The 19343-nt window shown below is 32.0% G+C and carries 20 protein-coding genes; 18 read left to right on the top strand and 2 right to left on the bottom strand.

Features of this window, described 5'->3' with window-relative positions:
* Positions 1 to 53 precede the first annotated feature (53 nt).
* The 7 genes from AC5SLZ_RS06420 (at position 54) to AC5SLZ_RS06390 (ending at position 5840) form a co-directional block, all read left to right on the top strand.
* Positions 54 to 638, top strand: coding sequence for a TRAP transporter small permease subunit (locus AC5SLZ_RS06420; protein WP_028036023.1), 585 nt, complete (start codon positions 54 to 56; stop codon positions 636 to 638).
* Complete coding sequence (locus tag AC5SLZ_RS06415) at positions 628 to 1989, top strand: TRAP transporter large permease subunit (RefSeq protein ID WP_028036022.1); 1362 nt, start codon at positions 628 to 630, stop codon at positions 1987 to 1989. Before AC5SLZ_RS06420 ends, AC5SLZ_RS06415 begins: the two co-directional genes overlap by 11 nt.
* Positions 1990 to 1995: 6 nt before the next feature.
* Positions 1996 to 3324, top strand: a complete 1329-nt coding sequence (locus tag AC5SLZ_RS06410) for an amidase (RefSeq protein ID WP_028036021.1) — start codon at positions 1996 to 1998, stop codon at positions 3322 to 3324.
* A gap of 1 nt (position 3325) precedes the next feature.
* The gene (locus AC5SLZ_RS06405; protein ID WP_028036020.1) at positions 3326 to 3502 is read left to right on the top strand and encodes a hypothetical protein; all 177 of its coding nucleotides are present in this window, start codon (positions 3326 to 3328) and stop codon (positions 3500 to 3502) included.
* A gap of 77 nt (positions 3503 to 3579) precedes the next feature.
* Positions 3580 to 4425, top strand: coding sequence for a DMT family transporter (locus tag AC5SLZ_RS06400; RefSeq protein WP_494615478.1), 846 nt, complete (start codon positions 3580 to 3582; stop codon positions 4423 to 4425).
* A complete protein-coding gene (locus AC5SLZ_RS06395; protein WP_494615476.1) occupies positions 4409 to 5227 on the top strand; it encodes an alpha/beta hydrolase in 819 nt (272 codons plus the stop codon). Before AC5SLZ_RS06400 ends, AC5SLZ_RS06395 begins: the two co-directional genes overlap by 17 nt.
* Positions 5228 to 5276: 49 nt before the next feature.
* The gene (locus AC5SLZ_RS06390) at positions 5277 to 5840 is read left to right on the top strand and encodes a hypothetical protein (protein WP_494615474.1); all 564 of its coding nucleotides are present in this window, start codon (positions 5277 to 5279) and stop codon (positions 5838 to 5840) included.
* Here the strand turns inward: AC5SLZ_RS06390 and ftsY are convergent.
* Together ftsY and dapF are read right to left on the bottom strand one after the other, a co-directional pair.
* Positions 5833 to 6750: a signal recognition particle-docking protein FtsY gene (gene ftsY, locus AC5SLZ_RS06385; protein ID WP_494615472.1), complete on the bottom strand. Its 918-nt coding sequence runs from the start codon at positions 6748 to 6750 to the stop codon at positions 5833 to 5835. The two genes, AC5SLZ_RS06390 and ftsY, sit on opposite strands and share 8 nt — an antisense overlap.
* Positions 6750 to 7574, bottom strand: a complete 825-nt coding sequence (gene dapF, locus AC5SLZ_RS06380) for a diaminopimelate epimerase (RefSeq protein ID WP_494615471.1) — start codon at positions 7572 to 7574, stop codon at positions 6750 to 6752. Before dapF ends, ftsY begins: the two co-directional genes overlap by 1 nt.
* 161 nt (positions 7575 to 7735) lie before the next feature.
* Here dapF and ffh point away from each other — a divergent pair, with 161 nt between their 5' ends.
* The 11 genes from ffh to AC5SLZ_RS06325 are packed head-to-tail and all read left to right on the top strand — an operon-like array spanning position 7736 to position 19331.
* Positions 7736 to 9094 carry a signal recognition particle protein gene (gene ffh / locus AC5SLZ_RS06375; protein ID WP_494615469.1) on the top strand — a complete coding sequence of 453 codons (1359 nt, stop codon included), beginning with the start codon at positions 7736 to 7738 and terminating at the stop codon, positions 9092 to 9094.
* A gap of 15 nt (positions 9095 to 9109) precedes the next feature.
* Entirely contained in the window at positions 9110 to 9670 is a 561-nt protein-coding gene (gene rpsP / locus AC5SLZ_RS06370) for a 30S ribosomal protein S16 (protein WP_494615467.1), read from the top strand.
* 14 nt (positions 9671 to 9684) lie between these two features.
* Positions 9685 to 10371 (top strand): tRNA (guanosine(37)-N1)-methyltransferase TrmD, encoded by a 687-nt coding sequence (gene trmD, locus AC5SLZ_RS06365; RefSeq protein ID WP_494615465.1) that lies wholly within the window; start codon positions 9685 to 9687, stop codon positions 10369 to 10371.
* 16 nt (positions 10372 to 10387) lie between these two features.
* Positions 10388 to 10912, top strand: a complete 525-nt coding sequence (gene rplS, locus AC5SLZ_RS06360) for a 50S ribosomal protein L19 (RefSeq protein WP_494615464.1) — start codon at positions 10388 to 10390, stop codon at positions 10910 to 10912.
* Between the two features lie 11 nt (positions 10913 to 10923).
* Complete coding sequence (leuC, locus tag AC5SLZ_RS06355; protein ID WP_494615462.1) at positions 10924 to 12327, top strand: 3-isopropylmalate dehydratase large subunit; 1404 nt, start codon at positions 10924 to 10926, stop codon at positions 12325 to 12327.
* Complete coding sequence (leuD, locus tag AC5SLZ_RS06350; protein WP_494615461.1) at positions 12327 to 12932, top strand: 3-isopropylmalate dehydratase small subunit; 606 nt, start codon at positions 12327 to 12329, stop codon at positions 12930 to 12932. Before leuC ends, leuD begins: the two co-directional genes overlap by 1 nt.
* Positions 12925 to 14031: a 3-isopropylmalate dehydrogenase gene (gene leuB / locus AC5SLZ_RS06345; RefSeq protein WP_494615459.1), complete on the top strand. Its 1107-nt coding sequence runs from the start codon at positions 12925 to 12927 to the stop codon at positions 14029 to 14031. Before leuD ends, leuB begins: the two co-directional genes overlap by 8 nt.
* A 26-nt stretch (positions 14032 to 14057) precedes the next feature.
* On the top strand, positions 14058 to 15821 hold the full coding sequence (locus AC5SLZ_RS06340) for an acyl-CoA dehydrogenase family protein (RefSeq protein WP_494615458.1): 1764 nt from the start codon (positions 14058 to 14060) through the stop codon (positions 15819 to 15821).
* Between the two features lie 2 nt (positions 15822 to 15823).
* Positions 15824 to 17440: an acyl-CoA synthetase gene (locus AC5SLZ_RS06335; RefSeq protein ID WP_028036006.1), complete on the top strand. Its 1617-nt coding sequence runs from the start codon at positions 15824 to 15826 to the stop codon at positions 17438 to 17440.
* 8 nt (positions 17441 to 17448) lie between these two features.
* The gene (locus AC5SLZ_RS06330; RefSeq protein WP_494615456.1) at positions 17449 to 18225 is read left to right on the top strand and encodes an alpha/beta fold hydrolase; all 777 of its coding nucleotides are present in this window, start codon (positions 17449 to 17451) and stop codon (positions 18223 to 18225) included.
* Complete coding sequence (locus tag AC5SLZ_RS06325; RefSeq protein ID WP_494615455.1) at positions 18222 to 19331, top strand: dimethylsulfoniopropionate demethylase; 1110 nt, start codon at positions 18222 to 18224, stop codon at positions 19329 to 19331. The genes AC5SLZ_RS06330 and AC5SLZ_RS06325 overlap by 4 nt, the downstream gene beginning before the upstream one ends.
* The last annotated feature ends 12 nt before the right edge of the window (positions 19332 to 19343 follow it).

Below are 19343 nucleotides of genomic sequence, written 5' to 3'. Positions count from 1 at the left end.
GGGGGGTTGAAAAACCCCCTTTTTTTTTAGTAAAATTAATATATTTTTATATGATGAAATTTTTCATTAAGTTTGCTGACACTTTAAGTACCTCAATGGGTAAAGCATTTTCATGGTGTATTGTAATTTTAATGGGTGGAACAGTATACGAGGTAGTGATGGCATATGTTTTTAATGCACCTACTCTATGGAATTTTGATTTTAGTATGCAAATGTATGGTGCAATCCTTATGATGTCTGGTGCATATTGCCTTGCAACCGAAGCGCATGTAAGAGGCGATGTTATTTACAGATTATTTAGTCAAAGAACTCAAGCTTGGATAGATCTAGTTCTTTATTTTTTATTTTTCTTTCCAGGTGTTGTCGCTCTTGCTTTCTATGGATATGAGTATGCAGCTCTTGCATGGAAAATAAAAGAAACTAGTTGGAGCAGCCCAGCACAAATTCAAATTTATATGGTTAAATCAATGATACCAGCCGCAGGCGTCTTATTAATCATTCAGGGCATTAGTGAAGTATTTAGATCAATTATATGTATTCAAACAGGTCAATGGCCAGCAAGACTTGTTGTTGCAGAAGAAACAGAGCAAGTGCTTATGAGAGCTGCTCAAGATGAGGATAAAAAAAATGTTATTTAGTCTTACAAATCCAGAAGTAGCAATTTTAATGATGGGAGTATTTTTGTTTGCTGTGCTTCTAGGTTTTCCAATTGCTTTTACATTAATGGCTATGGGAATCGGGTTTGGTTATTTTGCTTATTACGATGCTACGATGATGGAGCACATATTTGATAATAGAATATTTCAATTATTTGTTCAAAATACCTACACAGTAATGGATAACAATGTGCTTACAGCAGTTCCGTTATTTTTATTTATGGGCTACCTTGTTGAAAGAGCAGGGATAGTTGCAAAACTATTTTTTGCAATAAGACTAGCTGCACACAGGCTTCCTGCATCAATGGCAGTTGCTGCTTTAATAACATGTACATTATTTTCTACTGCAACAGGGATTATTGGTGCGGTGGTTACTTTAATGGGATTACTTGCATGGCCAGCAATGGTTAAAGCTGGGTATGATAAAAAGTTTGCATCAGGAATTATATGTGCAGGTGGATGCTTAGGAATATTAATTCCACCAAGCATTATGTTGATTGTCTATTCAGTGATTGCACAATTATCTCCATTAAGATTGTTTGCAGCAGCTATATTTCCAGGCTTAATGTTAGCTGGTCTTTATATTGCTTATGCAGTTACTAGAGCTTGGTTAAATCCTTCAATTGCACCAAAACCCCCTGCTGAAGATATTCCACCAAGAGCAGAAATTTTAAAAGAGGTTTTAGTTTCTTTTGTCCCATTATTTGGATTAATAATGTTAGTTCTTGGAACTATTTTAGCAGGAATAGCAACGCCTGCAGAAGCAGCGGCAGCTGGAGCATTTGGAGCAATATTGTTATCCTGGTTTTACAAAACTCTAAAATGGCAAAACTTTAAAGAATCTGTATTTTTAACTGCAAAAACTACTGCGATGATCATGTGGTTATTTATTGGATCTTGGACTTTCTCTTCAGTATTTTCTTATTTAGGTGGCCATGAAGTGTTTGAGCATTTCTTTACGTCAATTAATATATCAACTTGGCAGTTTTTAGTAATAACTCAAATTATAATATTTCTTTTAGGTTGGCCATTAGAGTGGACAGAAATTTTAATTATTTTCGTTCCAATATTTTTACCTTTATTAGAAGTATTTGGTGTTAATCCATATTTTTTTGCAATGTTAATAGCGCTTAACTTGCAAACATCTTTTTTAACCCCCCCAATGGCAATGTCGGCATATTATTTGAAAGGTGTTCAAAAAAGTAATGTAGAATTAATGGAAATTTTTAGAGGAATTATGCCATTCTTAGCTATTGTAATTTTTGCTATGTTTTTAATGTATATGTTTCCAGGAATTGCATTATGGTTACCCGAAACATTATTTGCAGACTAGATAAAAATGATAGATATACTTTCGCTAAAAGTTGAAGAGATTGTCGCTAAAATAAAAGATGCTCAATTGACATCAGTAGAAGTTTGTCAAAAATATATTGAAAGAATTAATGAATTTGAAAAAGATGTAAGAGCTTGGGTTCATTTAGATAAAAAACTTTTACTTGAAAAAGCAGAAGAGGCTGATCAACATAGACGGTCAGGAAAGCCAACAGGTCCATTGCATGGAATCCCTGTTGCACTCAAAGATATTATAGGAACAGTTGATATGCCGACTGAATGTGGAACTCCAATTAGAAAAGGTAAGTCTTACTCTCAAAACGCTGAAATAGTAGACTTACTTCTTTCTGCAGGAGCAATAATTATGGGCAAAACAGCTACTTCTGAACTTGCTTACCTTGGTCCTTCAAAAACTACAAACCCCCATGATTATTCAAGAACTCCAGGTGGTTCTTCAAGTGGATCAGCAGCATCTGTTGGATCTTTTATGGCCCCATTATCAATAGGTTCACAAACAGGAGGATCAGTTATTAGACCTGCATCTTATTGTGGTGTGGTTGGTTACAAACCATCATATGGATTAATTTCAAGAAATGGAGTTTTAAAAACATCAGAGAAATTAGATCATATTGGAGTATTTGGAAGATCCGTTGAAGATGTTGCCTTGCTTGCAAAAGTTTTGATTAAAAAAGATAATCATGACAAAGCAACCATTCATTATTCAAGTGAAGATATGTTTAGTGAAACAAAAAAAGGGCCTTTGTTTGAACCAAAGTTTATCTTTTACAAAACAGATCATTGGAAGTTAATTGATAAAAAATCCAGACAAGCATTCGAATATTTTATTAAATCTTTTAAAAAGAACATTGAAGTTTTTGATACACCTTCATACTTCAAAGATGTTCATAAATATCATCAGATAATTCACGAAACTGATTTAGCAAATAACTTTAGTCTTTATTACAAAAAATATAAAAAAAAATTATCTAAATATATGCAAGATGCTATTGCAAAAGGTAATAAGCATTCTGCCAAAGAGTATGCCGAAGCTATAGATTTTATGAAAAGAAGTTACGATTCTTATGAAGAAGTATTTGAAGATTATCATGGTGTTTTAACACCTTCTAGTCCAGGTGTAGCTCCCAAAGGTTTAAAAAGTACTGGTACGGCAGAATTCAATAAGGTTTGGTCATATCTTGGCACCCCATGTATCTCACTACCATTGTTGCAAGGTGAAAATGATATGCCTTTAGGAGTGCAACTTGTAGGGGCTCGTTATGATGATCATAGATTTTTAGGTGTTGCTAATTGGTTAGAAAAGGAATGTAATAAATAAAATGCAAAAATTTACAACATTACTTGGTTCTTTGCTTGCAGCCTCTTTTTTAATTGGTTTAGCAACAACTCTGACACGTTCTACCATGATAGGTTTTTTTGATGTGTTACCAGTTTATATATTAATGGCTATTGCTATATTTATGATGGTCTACGAAGCATTCTTCGACAAAAAATAGTTTTTAATTAAAAAAAATTGTCTAACAAAAAAAATAATTTTTTAGCTCTCTCTCTGTTATTTATTCAACCTATTTTTATGGCATCTAATTTAATAGTTGCAAGAGGTGGTGTTGAGTATGTTCCTCCAATTTCATTGGTATTTTGGAGATGGGCTGTGGTTGTTTTATTACTTCTACCTTTTACCTATTCATTATTAATCAAAAATTCAAAAATAATTAAAAAAGAGTTTAAAAAACTTTTCTTTTTAGGTGCAATGGGATGCGGTGTTTGTGGAGCATTTCCATTTTTAGCAGGGGAAACAACCACGGTTACTAATATGGGAATTATTTATACCTCATCACCAATATTTATTATTCTAATTTCAGCAATTTTTTTTAACGAAAAAGTAAATCTCATTAAAATTATTGGCCTAATATCTTGTTTAATTGGAGTTTTTGCAATTATTATTAAAGGAGATTTAAATTTATTATTAAATTTAAACTTTACAATTGGCGACCTATGGATGCTGGCTGCTGCTATTGGTTGGGCTCTTTATTCAATCTACCTTTTTTATTGGAAGTCAGAACTACCAATTTTTCAAAGATTTACATTAGTTGCCTTTTTTGGAGCAATTAGCTTATTGCCTTTTTATATAATTGAGGAAGCAGTTGTTAAAAGAACTATATTTAATCCACAATTTTTTTTATGGGTTTTATTTGCTGCAATATCACCAGGAATAATTGCATTTACTCTTTATACCAAAGCTCAAAAGAGTTTAGGAGCATCCTTAACTGGCTTCACACTTTATATCTTCACAATTTATGCTGCTATTTATGGGTTTATGTTTTTTAATGAAAAACTAGAGTCTTTTCATTATTTGGGCACAGTTTTAGTATTCTTTGGTGTTTATTTAGCTAAAAAAAATTATGAAACTAAAACGTAGGAATTTTTTTTTGGAACTTATTATTGGAATAATTGTTGTTTATGCATCTGTATTAATTCTGTTATTTATTTTTCAACGAAATTTAATGTATCACCCGCTAGAGAATAATTACTCTGGAGATAAATTGGAAGTTGAAGTAGAGAAAGTTAAGATCATAACTGCAGATAAAATAAATTTACTTGGTTGGTTCCATAAAAAAGATTTAAATAAATTTAAGACAATTGTTTATTTTCACGGCAATGCTGGAAAACTTGAAAATAGAATTCACAAATTAAATCATTTTAAAGATATGGATATTAATTTTTTAATAATAGCTTGGAGGGGTTTTAGTGGTAATAAAGGAAAGCCCAATGAAAAAGGGCTTTATATAGATGCTAGAAGCACAATTCAGTGGCTCAAAAAATTAGGCTTAAAAGAAAAAGATATTATACTTTATGGAGAGTCTCTTGGAACTGGTGTTGCAACTGAGATAGCACAAAGCAATAATTATGCTGGATTAGTACTTGAGACACCTTTTACATCAATGGTTGAAGCTGCAAAAAACTTTTATCCATATATTCCAGTGTCTGTTTTGTTAAAGGATAAGTATGACAATCAAAAAAAGATCAAGAATATTAATATTCCAGTTTTAGTTATGCATGGTGAAGCTGATCAAATTGTTCCTTTTTGGATGGGTAAAAAGATTTATGAAATTGCTAATCAACCAAAATATTCTTATTTTACTAAATTTGACGATCATATGATGGAATATGATAAAAAGCTTTTATTTAGATTAGAAGAATTTATCAAAAGTTTAAATTAAGCCACATTCTAAACAAATATAGCACAAATTCTTTTATTAAATATTGTGTGTGAAGAAAGTATTTTTAATATTTATTATTTTTTTTTCTTTTAAAAACTTTGTTGTAGCAGAAGAAAATAAATCACTAGTTGATAATTTATTCCATATAGATCAAATGAACTCACATAATGAAAATTTTGCACTATATTTTAAGACAAGAGAGAAGGCGATATTAGCAAGAGGAGAAAACAGTAATTATATAAATGATTTTCCTAAAGATCTTTATATGTATGATTACAAAACAAAAAGTTCATCTCCGCTAATTTCTTATGAGTGGTTTCCTAAAAGAGCAAAATATTTTCTTGAAGAATATGACTTTCCAGTATTCCCAGACGATTTCGCTTATTATCTTTTAAAAGACAACAAAACATTAGTAATGATAAGTGCCGTTAAAAGTTTAAATGCCAATTTTAAATTTGATATTATTGAAAAAAAATTAGAACTTTATCCAAAAAATGGAAAATTTGATTTTATCATTTCATCAATAGCAAAAAATTGTGGACATGATAATTTCAAAGAAAATTATAAGTGTAGCCTCTATAAGCCTTTAATATCAAGCACTTTAATTAACTAATTTGAGTAAAAGCATCAGCAAATTTTTCTGCATCAAAAATTTGTAGATCATCCTCTTTTTCTCCTAAGCCAAGAGCAATAATTGGAAGTTTATATTTTTTAGCTACTGCTAAAAGAATTCCTCCTTTTGCAGTACCATCTAATTTTGTCATTATAAGACCTGTGATTGGGATGATTTTATTAAATTCTTCAACTTGATTTATTACATTTTGACCTGAAGTTGCATCTAAGACTAGAATCACATCGTGAGGTGCTTCAGGGTCTATTTTTTTTGTTACGTTTGCAATTTTTTTATACTCTTCCATCAAATTTTTTTTATTCTGTAATCTTCCGGCAGTATCAATCAATACTTGGGTAAAGTTATTTGCAATTGAATTTTCTATTGCTTTATAAGCTACGGATGCTGGATCTGCACCTTGTGAAGATTTTGTTATTTCAACTTCAACTTTATTTGCCCAATTCTCTAATTGCTCAATTGCTGCAGCTCGAAAAGTATCTGATGCAGCAAGCATAACTTTATTTCCATTTGCTTTTAATATTTTACTAATTTTTCCAATAGTAGTTGTTTTTCCAACTCCATTAACACCCGAAACTAACGTAGCGTTAATTTTCTCTTTTTTTTGAAAAAAAGAATTGTTTTCAAGAGGTTTCATTAAAGAAATAATATATTCTTTTAAAATTACACTTATTTCATTGGCAATATCATTTTTTGGATCAATTTTACTATCTGAGATTATCTCTTTAATTTCAGACGCAGCAACAACACCAACATCAGACTGAATTAAATATTCTTCAATTCTATCTAAAGTTTTGTCATCTATTTCTTTTTTTACAACTATATCTCTTAATCCAGATGTAAAAGCAGACGCACTTTTTTTAAAACCAGATTTAAATTTATCAAAAATACCCATTAAATATTAATCTCAATACTTTTAATATCAGAGACAGGTCCTTTCATATGAATACTATTGTTTTCATCTATTGTTATTGATAATTTTCCTAATGCAAATTCAATGTCAGTTTTTTTATCTGTTAGTCCATTAATATTTGCTGCTACAGCTGTTGCGCATGCTGCTGTTCCACATGCTTTTGTAAGTCCAGCACCTCTTTCCCAAACCTTAACTTTAATTAATTTTCTATCAATAACTTTTGCTAAAGTTACATTACATTTTTCTGGAAAATAATCATGATTTTCTATTTCAGGTCCTATCTTTTTTAAATCATAATCTTCAATACTATCTACAAAAAAAATAACATGAGGATTTCCTACATTAATTGAAGTGCCACCCACATGTTCAGTGTTATTTTTATTAACAATTTTGATGTTCAAGTTTTTTGTATCTAGATTTTTCTTTAATGGAATTTCATCCCAATTGGTTTTTGCAATCCCAATTTCAGTTTCTACTAAATTATTACCTAAAATTTTTGATTTTAATACGCCTGAAGAGGTCCAAAGTAAGATTTCTTTATCATTATTTTCTTTTGACAAAAGGTCGGCCACACACCTAGTACCATTTCCACAAGCACCAGAAATACTCCCATCTGAATTATAGAACTCTAATCCAGCATTTTTTTCATCACTTTTTTGGATAAATATTAACTGATCACATCCAATAAATTCTCGATCACATATTTTAATTATTTGATTTTTGGTTAGATTGTATTTTTGACTTCGTTGGTCAATAATCACAAAATCATTACCTAAACCATCCATTTTAAAAGCTTTGATATCCATATATAGATATTTAACTTATTTATTGACTTTTTGAACCTCTATTATAGGTTGTTCCCGTTTCCGCAAAAACATTAAATTTGCGGTGTCTTTGGAAACAAAGAGATCGACACTAGTCAGCGAGGCTTCGCCCACTAGTGCGGTTACTGCTGTGCGTAATAATTATGTTTGAAAATTTAACAAATAAATTCGAAGAAATCTTTTCTTCTCTAAAAAAGGCTCCTTCACTTGATGAAGCTCAAGTAGACGAGGGTTTAAGAGGGATTAGACAGGCCTTATTAGAGGCCGATGTTACTCTTGAAGTTGCTAAAGAGTTTATTGAAAATGTTAAACCAAAAGTCCTAGGTCAGGAAATTATAAGATCAACCTCTCCTGGAGATATGGTTGTAAAAATCGTATATGATGAGCTGGTCAATCTATTAGGTGAGTCAAACACCGAGATAAATCTTAGTGCTGTTCCGCCAGTTCCAATGATGCTTGTTGGACTTCAGGGTTCAGGAAAAACAACAACTACTGCAAAATTAGCAAAATATCTAGAAACCACCAAAAAGAAAAAAGTAATGATGGTTAGTCTCGATATTTATCGACCTGCCGCACAAGAGCAACTTAGATCACTTGGGGAACAAAATGATATTTTAACACTTCCTATAATTGAAGGTCAACAGCCAACAGATATTTGTCAAAGAGCAATTAGTGCAGCAAACCTAAATGGAGCTGAAATTATTCTATTTGATACTGCTGGAAGAACCCAAATTGATTTACAAATGATGAGTGAAATTAAGCAAATTGAAAGTGTAATAAATCCTACAGAAACATTCTTGGTTGCAGACTCACTAACAGGACAGGTAGCTGCATCTGTTGCAAAAGAATTTAAAAATACAGTAAATCTTTCTGGAATAATTTTAACAAGAGCAGATGGTGATGCAAGAGGTGGTGCAGCTGTTAGTATGAAATATGTTTCAGATGTTCCAATTAAATTTTTAGGTATAGGTGAAAAAATTGACAATCTTGAAGTATTTCATCCTGATAGAATAGCAAATAGAATTCTTGGAATGGGAGACATAGTATCTCTTGTAGAAAAAGCTGCACAAGATTTAGGTGAAGAAAATATTAAAAAAGCAGAAGAAAATTTAAAAAAAGGTCAATTTTCTATGCAAGATTATTTAACTCAGTTGAGACAAATGAAAAAAATGGGTGGTATTGAGGGAATAATGTCTTTCATGCCAGGAGTTTCAAAAATGAAATCTCAAATGGATTCAGCTGGAATTGATGAAAGTATTATTACTAAAAATGAAGCTATTATTTTGTCGATGACTAAAAGAGAAAGAGAGAACCCAAAACTTATTGATGGTTCTAGAAAAAAAAGAATTGCTAATGGCTCTGGCACAGATCCAGCCACTATCAATAAATTGCTAAAGCAATTTAAAATGATGTCTGAAATGATGAAGAAGATGTCAAAAGGAAATCTGAAAGGTATGTCTGATAAAGGAATACCGCCAGAGCTATTTAATCAATTAAAATAATAAAAAGGAGAACAAATGTTAAAACTAAGATTATCAAGAGGTGGAACAAAGAAACGACCTGTTTATAAGGTTGTTGTAGCAGATAGTCGTTTTGCAAGAGATGGAAGATTTATTGAAAAAGTTGGGTTTTTTAATCCTCTACTTCCTAAAGACAAAAAAGAGAGAGTTGGTCTTGAAGCTGAAAGAATTAAATATTGGTTAGGTCAAGGTGCTCAACCAACTACTAGAGTTGCAAGAATTTTAGGTGAAAATGAATTAATGCCTATGCCTGCAAATGGTAACAATCCTAAAAAAGCTATTCCAAAAAAGGAGAGAAAAAAAGAAGGTGAAGAAGCTCCTGCGGCAGCTCCTAAAGAAGCAGCAGCAGCAGAGGCTCCTAAAGAAGCAGCACCAGCAGCAGAGGCTCCTAAAGAAGCAGTACCAGCAGCAGAGGCTCCTAAAGAAGCAGCACCAGCAGCAGAGGCTCCTAAAGAAGCAGCACCAGCAGCAGAGGCTCCTAAAGAAGCAGCACCAGCAGCAGAGGCTCCTAAAGAAGCAGTACCAGCAGCAGAGGCTCCTAAAGAGGAACAAAAATAATTCAAAAGTTATTTATGTGGCAAGCTCAAGTGTTTACACTTTATCCAGAAGTTTTTCCTGGGCCTTTATCAAAAGGCCTATATGGAAAAGCTTTATCTAAAAATTTATGGAATTTAAATATTGTAAACATTAGAGATGCAGCTGAAGACAAACACAAAACAGTTGACGATTCTCCTTACGGAGGCGGTTCTGGAATGCTTTTAAAAGCAGATGTTCTAGCAAAATCTTTAGATCAAAATAAAATTGAAGGTGAAAGAGTAATTTATTTATCACCAAAAGGTAAAAAATTTGATCAAAATTATGCTCGAGAGTTGTCAAATGAGAAATCAGTATCTTTCATTTGTGGTCATTTCGAAGGAGTTGATGAAAGAGTGTTATCTACTCGAAACATAGAGGAAATAAGTATTGGAGATTATATTTTATCAGGGGGAGAAACAGCAACATTTGTTTTGATTGATAGTATTCTAAGACTTTTGCCTGGAGTTTTGGGTAATGAAAACTCTAGGGTTGAAGAAAGTTTTGAAAATGGGTTATTAGAGTATCCCCAGTACACAAAACCTCAAATTTGGGAGGAAAAGGCTGTTCCAGAGGTACTATTATCTGGTGATCACAGCAAAATTAAAGACTGGCGTTTATCTCAATCTGAGGCTATAACACGCGTCCGAAGACCAGATTTATGGCAAAAATATAAGAAAAATTAACTTGATAAACATTGATATGAAAACAATTGAAGAAATAAACCAACATAACGTTAAAAAAATACTGTCAGAGAAAAAAATTCCAGATTTCTATCCAGGAGACGTGGTTAAAGTTGGTGTTAGAATTACCGAAGGTAAAAAAGAGAGAATTCAATATTTTGAAGGTGTTTGTATTGCCAAAAAAAGTAGAGATTTAAATTCTTCTTTTACAGTTAGAAAAATTTCTTTTGGAGAAGGTGTTGAAAGAACTTTTCCATTATATGGAACACTTATAGATTCAATTAAAGTAATAAGATCAGGAAAAGTAAGAAGAGCTAAGCTTTACTACTTAAGAGATAGAACTGGTAAATCAGCTAGAATTGCAGAAAAAATAAGAAAGAAAATTGGAATAGATATTGATGCAAAGCCTGAGACTGTAACAGAGGATAACGTTGCACCAGTTGTAGAAGCTACCAAAGAGGAGGCTCCAGCAGTAGAAGTAGCTCCAGCAGAAGAGGCCTCAAAAGAAGAACCAAAATCAGAAAGCTCTTCAGAAAAAAAATAATTTTTTTTTCAATGTCCACTACTCTTTACGATAAAATTTGGAATGATCACTTGGTTGATCAGCAAGATGATGGAACAGCCTTGTTATTTGTTGATAGACATTTAGTTCATGAAGTAACAAGTCCACAAGCTTTTGAAGGTTTAAGAAATTCAAATAGAAAAGTTAGACACCCAAATTTAACTTTAGCTGTAGCAGATCACAATGTACCTACAACAGATAGAACTCAAGGAATAGCTGATGTAGAATCAAAAATACAAGTTGATACATTAGAAGCTAATTGCAAAGAATTTGGAGTTCAGCTTTTTGGAATGGATGACAAACGTCAAGGGATAGTCCATATAATTGGACCCGAACAAGGCTTTACTCAACCTGGAACAGTAATAGTTTGTGGTGATAGTCACACAGCAACACACGGTGCATTTGGTTCTTTAGCATTTGGAATAGGAACATCTGAAGTCGAACATGTTTTAGCAACACAAACATTAGTTCAAAAAAAAGCAAAAAATTTTAGAATAAATGTTAATGGTCAACTACCTTTAGGTGTGACATCAAAAGACGTAATACTTCAAATCATTGGAAAAATCGGAACAGCTGGTGGAACAGGTTCGGTCATAGAATATGCTGGTGACTTAATTAGATCCTTAAGTGTTGAGCAGAGAATGACTATTTGTAATATGACAATAGAAGGTGGGGCAAGAGCAGGCTTAATAGCACCAGATGAAAAAATATTTAATTACTTAAAAGGAAAACCTATGTCTCCAAAAGGAGATAATTGGGAAAAAGCTCTAAACTATTGGAATACTCTTCAAACTGATAAGGATGCAAGTTTTGATCAAGAGCTGAGCTTAAATGCAGGTGAAATTTTACCAATGATTACTTGGGGAACTTCTCCTCAAGATGTAATTACTATAGATGATAAAGTTCCTAATCCTCAAAGTGAAAGCGATGAAGATAAAAAGAACTCTATTGAAAGAGCTTTAAAATATATGGGTTTAAAACCAGATATGGCAGCCAAAGACATTAAAATAGATAAGGTATTTATTGGAAGTTGTACAAATGGCAGAATAGAAGACTTAAGAGAAGCCGCTAAAATTTTAAAAGACAAAAAAATATCTTCACATGTAAATGCAATGGTTGTTCCGGGCTCTGGTTTAGTAAAAGAGCAAGCTGAACAAGAAGGTTTAGATAAAATATTTGTAAACTCTGGCTTTGAATGGAGAGAGCCAGGTTGTTCAATGTGTTTAGCAATGAATGCTGATAAATTAAAACCTGAGGAAAGATGCGCTTCTACTTCAAATAGAAATTTTGAAGGACGACAAGGAAGAGGTGGCAGAACTCATTTAGTTAGCCCAGGTATGGCAGCTGCGGCAGCAATATCCGGAAGTCTAGATGATGTGAGGAAGTATCAAAACTGATGCAAAAATTTAATACATTAAAAAGTGTGCCTGCATATTTACCGATAGTAAATATTGATACAGACATGATTATTCCAAAACAGTTTTTAAAGACAATTAAAAGAACTGGACTTGGAAAAAATTTGTTCTTTGAAATGAGATATGATGATCAAGGTAAAAAAATAAGTGACTTTATTTTAAATCAAAATCCTTACAATGAATCAAAAATTTTAATAGCAGGTAAAAATTTTGGTTGTGGTTCTTCAAGAGAGCACGCACCTTGGGCACTATTAGATTTTGGGATAACTTGTGTAATTAGTTCTAGTTATGCAGATATATTTTATAGCAATTGTTTTAAAAATGGAATTTTACCTATAATTCTAGAGGAAGAAAAAATTAAAGAACTATCAGAATATGCAAACAGAAAAGAAGAAATTTCAGTTGATTTAAATGACGAAAAAATAGTTTATGGAAATAACGAAATTAAGTTTGATGTAGACCCATTTAAGAAAAAGTGCTTGCTCGAAGGGTTAGACGATATTGCCCTTTCTTTAAAAAAGTCAAATAAAATTGAAAACTTTGAAACAGATTTAAAAAACAAAAAACCATGGATTTTTAATGATTAAAGTAAAAAAAAGAAAAATACTTTTATTACCAGGTGATGGTATTGGTCCAGAAGTAATTGGTGAAGTAAAAAAAATTATTAACTGGTTTAATGACAACAAATCTTTAGATTTTGAAATAGATGAAGATCTTGCTGGGGGTTGTTCTTATGATAAGCATGGGACACCTATAACTGATGAAGTATTTTACAAAGCTTTAGAAAGTGAAGTGGTTATGCTCGGGGCTGTTGGAGGTCCTAAATGGGATAATTTAGAATTTTCAAAAAAACCTGAAAGAGCATTATTAAAACTTAGAAAAGAGTTAAAATTATTTGCAAATTTAAGACCCGCTATTTGTTTTGAACAATTAGTTGATGCATCAACATTAAAGCCAGAAATTGTATCAGGATTAGACATAATGATAGTAAGAGAATTAACAGGTGGAATATATTTTGGTGAGCCAAGAGGCATTAAGCCAATTGATAATGGTGAAAGAAAAGGAATAAACACTCACACTTATACAACTAGTGAAATTATTAGGGTAGCAAGAGTTGCTTTTGATTTAGCTAAAAAAAGATCTAACAAAGTTACTTCCTGTGAAAAATCAAATGTTATGGAGGCTGGACAACTTTGGAAAGAAGAAGTTCAAGAGCTTCACGATAAAGAATATAAAGATGTAGAGTTGAGCCATATGCTTGCTGATAATTGTGCAATGCAGCTTTTAAGAAACCCAAAACAATTTGACGTGATAGTGACAGACAATTTATTTGGTGACATGCTTTCAGATCAAGCTTCAATGCTTACAGGGTCTTTAGGACTTCTGCCATCTGCATCATTAGGAGCAAAAAATAAAGATGGTGAAATGAGAGCTATGTATGAACCTATTCATGGATCAGCACCAGATATTGCAGGTAAAGGAATAGCAAATCCGATTGCATCAATATTAAGTTTTGCAATGGCTCTCAGATATTCATTAGATCTAGATAATGAAGCAAATGCTTTAGAAAAAGCAGTACAAGACGTACTAAATGATGGTCTTAGAACAAAAGATATTCTATCTGAAGGTATGAAAGAGACATCAACTTCTGAAATGGGTGATGCGATAATTTCAAAATTGCAATAATTCTAGAATTATTCTAAAGTTTCCAAATGCCAAGTTATAATGCACCTGTTGATGACATGTTATTTCTCTTTGAAAAATTAAGAGATAACAAAAACTATAATGAACTTGAGAAATATAACGAAGTCAGTTTAGATCTAGTTAAAGATATATTAGAAGAAGCGGCAAAAATTAATCAAAATTTAATCTTACCTCTTGCGAAGATAGGAGATGAAAATCCTGCTATTTTAGAAAATGGTATAGTTAGAACACCTCCAGGATATAAAGAGGCATACCAAAAATATATAGAAGATGGCTGGACTTCATTATCATGTGATCCAAAATATGGTGGGCAGGGTATGCCAAAAACAGTTAGTTCATTTTTTGATGAAATGCTTTCGTCAGCAAGTTTATCTTTTAAATTATATAGTGAACTAAGCATTGGAGCTTACAACTGTATTAATCATCATGCGCCTGAGGGAATTAAAGAAAAATATTTGCCAAAAATAGTCGAGGGAAAATGGAGTGGTACGATGTGTTTAACGGAGCCAGTTTGTGGAACAGATTTGGGATTATTAAAAACAAAAGCGGCACAACAATCTGATGGCACTCACAAAATCAGTGGTCAAAAAATATTTATTACATCAGGTGATCATGATTTAACTGAAAATATAATTCATTTAGTTTTAGCAAGATCAACAGACTCTCCAGCTGGAACGAAAGGTATAAGTTTATTTTTAGTTCCAAAATTTATTGTAAATGAAGATGGAACCATAGGGCAAAGAAATGGAATATCGACAGGATCTATCGAAAGTAAAATGGGTATTAAAGGATCAGCCACATGTGTTTTAAATTTTGATGAGGCAATAGGTTACATGATTGGCTCAAAAGACAAAGGACTTAATGCTATGTTTACAATGATGAATTTAGAGAGAATTGTTGTTGGCATTCAAGGCTTAGGTATTTCAGAGATAGCATACCAAAACTCTTTGGCTTACGCTAAAGAGAGAAAACAAGGCAAAACTAATAATACAAAATCAACAAATGGAGCAGATTTTATAATTGAACATGCAGATATAAGAAAATCATTATTAAATATGAAATCTATAATTGAGGGAGAAAGAGCTCTTTGTTTTTGGCTCTCACAACAAACAGAGGTTAGTCTTAATCATCCAGATGATAAAATTAAACAGGAGGCTTCCGATTATGTTTCGCTAATGACCCCTGTTGTAAAATCATTATTTACTGATTTAGCTATGGAAATAACTAATGATGCTATGCAAATTCATGGAGGATATGGATATACAAAAGATCAAGGAATTGAACAGCTATATAGAGATAATAGAATTACCCCAATTTATGAAGGAACAAATTCGGTTCAAGCAGCTGATTTAGTTTTTAGAAAACTTTCAAATAAAAATGGAAATATTGTTCAAAAATTTTTAGATATGGTTAAAAACGAGTGTGATAGTAAAAATGAAAAAGTGAAGCCGTATACTAAGGAATTAAATTACTATTTAGATATTTTATATAAATTTACGGGTTGGATTGAAGATAAAATTAAAATTGAAAAAGATGATGTTAGTGCAGCTGCAAATGATTATTTAAAAACACTTGGCTATGTATCAATAGCATATTCATGGATTAAGGTACTAGAAGTAAGTTTTGCTGATTATGAAACTAATAAAGAATTTTATGAAGATAAAATAAACACAGCGAAATTTTATTTTGATAAAGTGCTACCAAGAACTGAATTTCATTATAAGTCTGCAATTTCTGGAAGTTCAAATATTATGAATTTTAAATTCAATTAATTATGAGCAGTTACGATACAAATTTAGAAAAAAATAAAGCCAATCATATTCCTCTAACTCCATTAACATTTTTAGAAAGAGCTAAAGATGTTTACCCTAACTATGAAGCAATAGTTTACGAAGATAGAAAGTATACTTGGTCAGAAGTTTATAAAAGGTCAGTAAAATTTGCGAGCGCATTGTCAAAAATTGGAATCAGTAAAGGAGACACAGTTTCATTTTTAGCATTTAACACTCCTGAAATTTTTGAGGCACATTATTCTGTTCCAATGACTGGCGGGGTTTTAAACACTATCAATGTTAGATTAGATGCAAATACTATTGCCTATATTTTAGATCATAGTGAAGCTAAAGTATTAGTTGTAGATAGACAGCTTCATGTAGAAGTAAAAAAAGCTTTAGAAAAGATTAATAAAAAAATTATTGTCATTGATATAAATGATGAACATGCAGATCAATCGAAGTTAGAAAAAATTGGTACTCTAGAATATGAGGATTTTTTAAACACAGGTGATGAAAATTATGACTGGAAAATGCCAGAAGATGAATGGCAGGCTATATCTTTAAGCTATACCTCAGGAACAACAGGAAATCCTAAGGGAGTTGTTTACCATCATAGAGGTGCATATTTGATGTCTACTGGAAGTTCGGTTGCTTGGAATATGCCAAATAGGTTGAATTTCCTTACAATTGTTCCTATGTTTCATTGCAATGGTTGGTGTTATCCATGGACCATCCCAATGTTGAATGGAAGAACTATTTGTCTCAGGAACATAGATGTTAAAAAAATTTTTGAACTAATAGATAAGTATAATGTAACTCATTTTGGTGGTGCACCAATTATACTAAACATGATTACAGGAGCACCAGAAGTGGATCGAAAAAAACTTAAAAACAAAGTTTATGTGTTAACAGCAGGAGCTCCTCCACCCAGTATAATTTTTAAGAAAATGAAAGATCTTGGTTTTGAGGTGATGCATGTTTATGGCTTAACAGAAACTTATGGTCACGTTACTCAATGTTCTTGGAATGATGAGTGGAATAGTTTTGATGAAGATAAGCAGAACGAAATTAAAGCAAGACAAGGTGTTAGATATCCAAATACTGAAGGGGTTACAGTCATGGATCCAGAGACAATGAAAGAAGCCCCCAAAGATGGAAAAACTATTGGTGAAATTATGATCAGAGGAAATATTGTAATGAAAGGGTACTTTAAGGATAAAGCTGCAACTGATAAAGCAATGGCTGGTGGCTGGTTTCATACTGGTGATTTAGCTGTCATGCACCCAGATGGGTACGTTAAGATACAGGATAGATCTAAAGATATTATTATTTCTGGAGGAGAAAATATTTCATCTATTGAAATAGAAAATACACTTGCAAAACATCCGTCAGTATCTATCGCAGCAGTAGTCGCTAAACCAGATGAAAAATGGGGAGAAGTTCCATGTGCGTTTATTGAAATGGTACAAGATAAACCAGTTACAGAAAAAGAATTAATAGATTTTTGCAAGGAAACTCTAGCAGGTTTTAAAGTACCTAAAAAAGTAATTTTCTGTGAATTGCCAAAAACATCTACAGGAAAAATTCAGAAATTTGAATTAAGAAAACAGTTTTAGGAAATTATTTGATATTCGAACTAGAAAATAAAAGTGTTCATGCATCAAATGCTGGACAAGAATTAGATTATAATAAAGAAACTATTATTTTTCTTCATGGTAGTGGCCTTTCACATATTGTTTGGTCTTTAGTTGAGCAATTTTTTTCAAACAAAAATTTTAACGTATTATCAATTGATCTACCTGGACATGGTAACTCAGAAGGTCCTTGCCTACACACAATTGAAGAGATTACTGACTGGTTAGAAAAAGTATTTATAAAATTGAAATTAGAGAAAGTTATTTTGGTTGGTCATTCTCAAGGATGTTTGGAGATGCTTGAATACTCAAATAAATACAGAAGTAGATTGAAAAAATTAGTTTTCATAGGTGGATCTTATAAAATGCCTGTAAATAAAGACTTAATAGATTTAGCAGAAAATAGGGATACAGATGCTGTAAAACTAATGATGAAGTGGTGTTATGAGGGCTCAAAAAAATTTATAGGTGGAAACCCTATAAAAAGGATAATCCAATCTCCAAGAGATATTAGTGAAATATTAGGAGTAGACCTTGTTGCTTGCAATAATTATGTGAATGGTTCAAATGCCGTAAAAACAATTGATTGTCCAACAATGTTTGTTTTTGGCGCTCTAGACAAAATGGTTAACATTGAGGTTGGAAAAAAATTTGCAAACATGGTTGATAATTCAAGTACTCATATAATTGATGGGTGTGGTCACATGATTATGATTGAAAAAGCCTTTGAAATGAGAGAGAAAGTCTTGGAATTTTTACAAAAATGAAAAATTTTTCAATAGCAAAATCTAGAAGACTCAGAAGTACACCTTACACTTCCAGAATAGAAAAACAGGGTGTAACCGCTTATACAGTTTATAACCATATGTTATTACCAGCTGCATTTGGATCTATCGAGGACTCTTATGAACATCTAAAAAAAGATGTTCAAGTTTGGGATGTTGCAGCCGAACGACAAGTTGAAATTGAAGGAAAAGACTCTGCAAAACTTGTTCAATTAATGACTTGTAGAGATTTGTCAAAATCAAAAATTGGTAGATGTTACTATTGTCCAATTATTGATGGCTCAGGAAATTTAGTTAATGATCCTGTAGTTTTAAAGTTAGCAGAAGATAAATGGTGGATATCAATTGCCGACTCAGATGTAATTTTTTTCGCAAAAGGCTTGGCTTCTGGATACAACTTTGATGTTAAAATTGTTGAGCCAATTGTTGATATTATAGCTGTTCAAGGACCAAAATCTTTTGATTTAATGGAAAAAGTATTTGGAAAAATAATTAAAGAATTAAAATTTTTTGGCTTTAGTTATTTTGACTTTGAAGGATCACAACATTTAATTGCAAGATCAGGTTGGTCTAAACAAGGAGGATTCGAAGTATATGTTCAAGACACCCAATCAGGGCAAAAATTGTACGACCACTTGTTTGAAGTAGGAAAAGAATTTAATGTAAAACCAGGTTGTCCAAATTTAATTGAAAGAATTGAAAGTGGGTTGCTTTCGTATGGAAATGATTTTGATAATAATGATAACCCTCTAGAGTGTGGTTTTGATCAATATGTTTCATTGGATAGTGAAATTAATTTCCTAGGAAAAGAAAAACTTAAAAAAATTAAATTAGATGGAATTAGAAAAAAACTAATGGGTGTTAAATTAGATGCTAAAGAAATTAGTATGTCAGGATCATTAGATCTGAAAGATGATAATGGTAAAATTATTGGAGAATTGAGATCAGCGTGTTATTCCCCACATTTTGGAAAAGTTATAGGAATAGCTATGATGAAAAAACCTTATTGGGAAGTATCTCAAAGCGTAAAAGCTGAGATAAACGGTAATATCTGTACCGGAAACGTTTGCGATTTGCCTTTCATTTAGTATAAACTTCAA

This window comes from Candidatus Pelagibacter sp. PS_06 (assembly GCF_059418045.1).
This window is presented reverse-complemented; position numbering and strand designations above follow the sequence as displayed.

Excerpts from the sequence above, each read along its gene's own strand:
- AC5SLZ_RS06340 (WP_494615458.1), top strand. The coding sequence starts at position 14,058 with ATGCCAAGTTATAATGCACCTGTTGATGACATGTTATTTCTCTTTGAA.
- trmD (WP_494615465.1), top strand. The coding sequence starts at position 9,685 with ATGTGGCAAGCTCAAGTGTTTACACTTTATCCAGAAGTTTTTCCTGGG.
- AC5SLZ_RS06395 (WP_494615476.1), top strand. The coding sequence starts at position 4,409 with ATGAAACTAAAACGTAGGAATTTTTTTTTGGAACTTATTATTGGAATA.
- leuB (WP_494615459.1), top strand. The coding sequence starts at position 12,925 with ATGATTAAAGTAAAAAAAAGAAAAATACTTTTATTACCAGGTGATGGT.
- AC5SLZ_RS06415 (WP_028036022.1), top strand. The coding sequence starts at position 628 with ATGTTATTTAGTCTTACAAATCCAGAAGTAGCAATTTTAATGATGGGA.
- ftsY (WP_494615472.1), bottom strand. The coding sequence starts at position 6,750 with ATGGGTATTTTTGATAAATTTAAATCTGGTTTTAAAAAAAGTGCGTCT.
- dapF (WP_494615471.1), bottom strand. The coding sequence starts at position 7,574 with ATGGATATCAAAGCTTTTAAAATGGATGGTTTAGGTAATGATTTTGTG.
- AC5SLZ_RS06400 (WP_494615478.1), top strand. The coding sequence starts at position 3,580 with ATGGCATCTAATTTAATAGTTGCAAGAGGTGGTGTTGAGTATGTTCCT.
- AC5SLZ_RS06420 (WP_028036023.1), top strand. The coding sequence starts at position 54 with ATGAAATTTTTCATTAAGTTTGCTGACACTTTAAGTACCTCAATGGGT.
- leuC (WP_494615462.1), top strand. The coding sequence starts at position 10,924 with ATGTCCACTACTCTTTACGATAAAATTTGGAATGATCACTTGGTTGAT.
- rplS (WP_494615464.1), top strand. The coding sequence starts at position 10,388 with ATGAAAACAATTGAAGAAATAAACCAACATAACGTTAAAAAAATACTG.
- ffh (WP_494615469.1), top strand. The coding sequence starts at position 7,736 with ATGTTTGAAAATTTAACAAATAAATTCGAAGAAATCTTTTCTTCTCTA.
- AC5SLZ_RS06410 (WP_028036021.1), top strand. The coding sequence starts at position 1,996 with ATGATAGATATACTTTCGCTAAAAGTTGAAGAGATTGTCGCTAAAATA.
- rpsP (WP_494615467.1), top strand. The coding sequence starts at position 9,110 with ATGTTAAAACTAAGATTATCAAGAGGTGGAACAAAGAAACGACCTGTT.
- AC5SLZ_RS06335 (WP_028036006.1), top strand. The coding sequence starts at position 15,824 with ATGAGCAGTTACGATACAAATTTAGAAAAAAATAAAGCCAATCATATT.
- AC5SLZ_RS06405 (WP_028036020.1), top strand. The coding sequence starts at position 3,326 with ATGCAAAAATTTACAACATTACTTGGTTCTTTGCTTGCAGCCTCTTTT.
- AC5SLZ_RS06325 (WP_494615455.1), top strand. The coding sequence starts at position 18,222 with ATGAAAAATTTTTCAATAGCAAAATCTAGAAGACTCAGAAGTACACCT.
- leuD (WP_494615461.1), top strand. The coding sequence starts at position 12,327 with ATGCAAAAATTTAATACATTAAAAAGTGTGCCTGCATATTTACCGATA.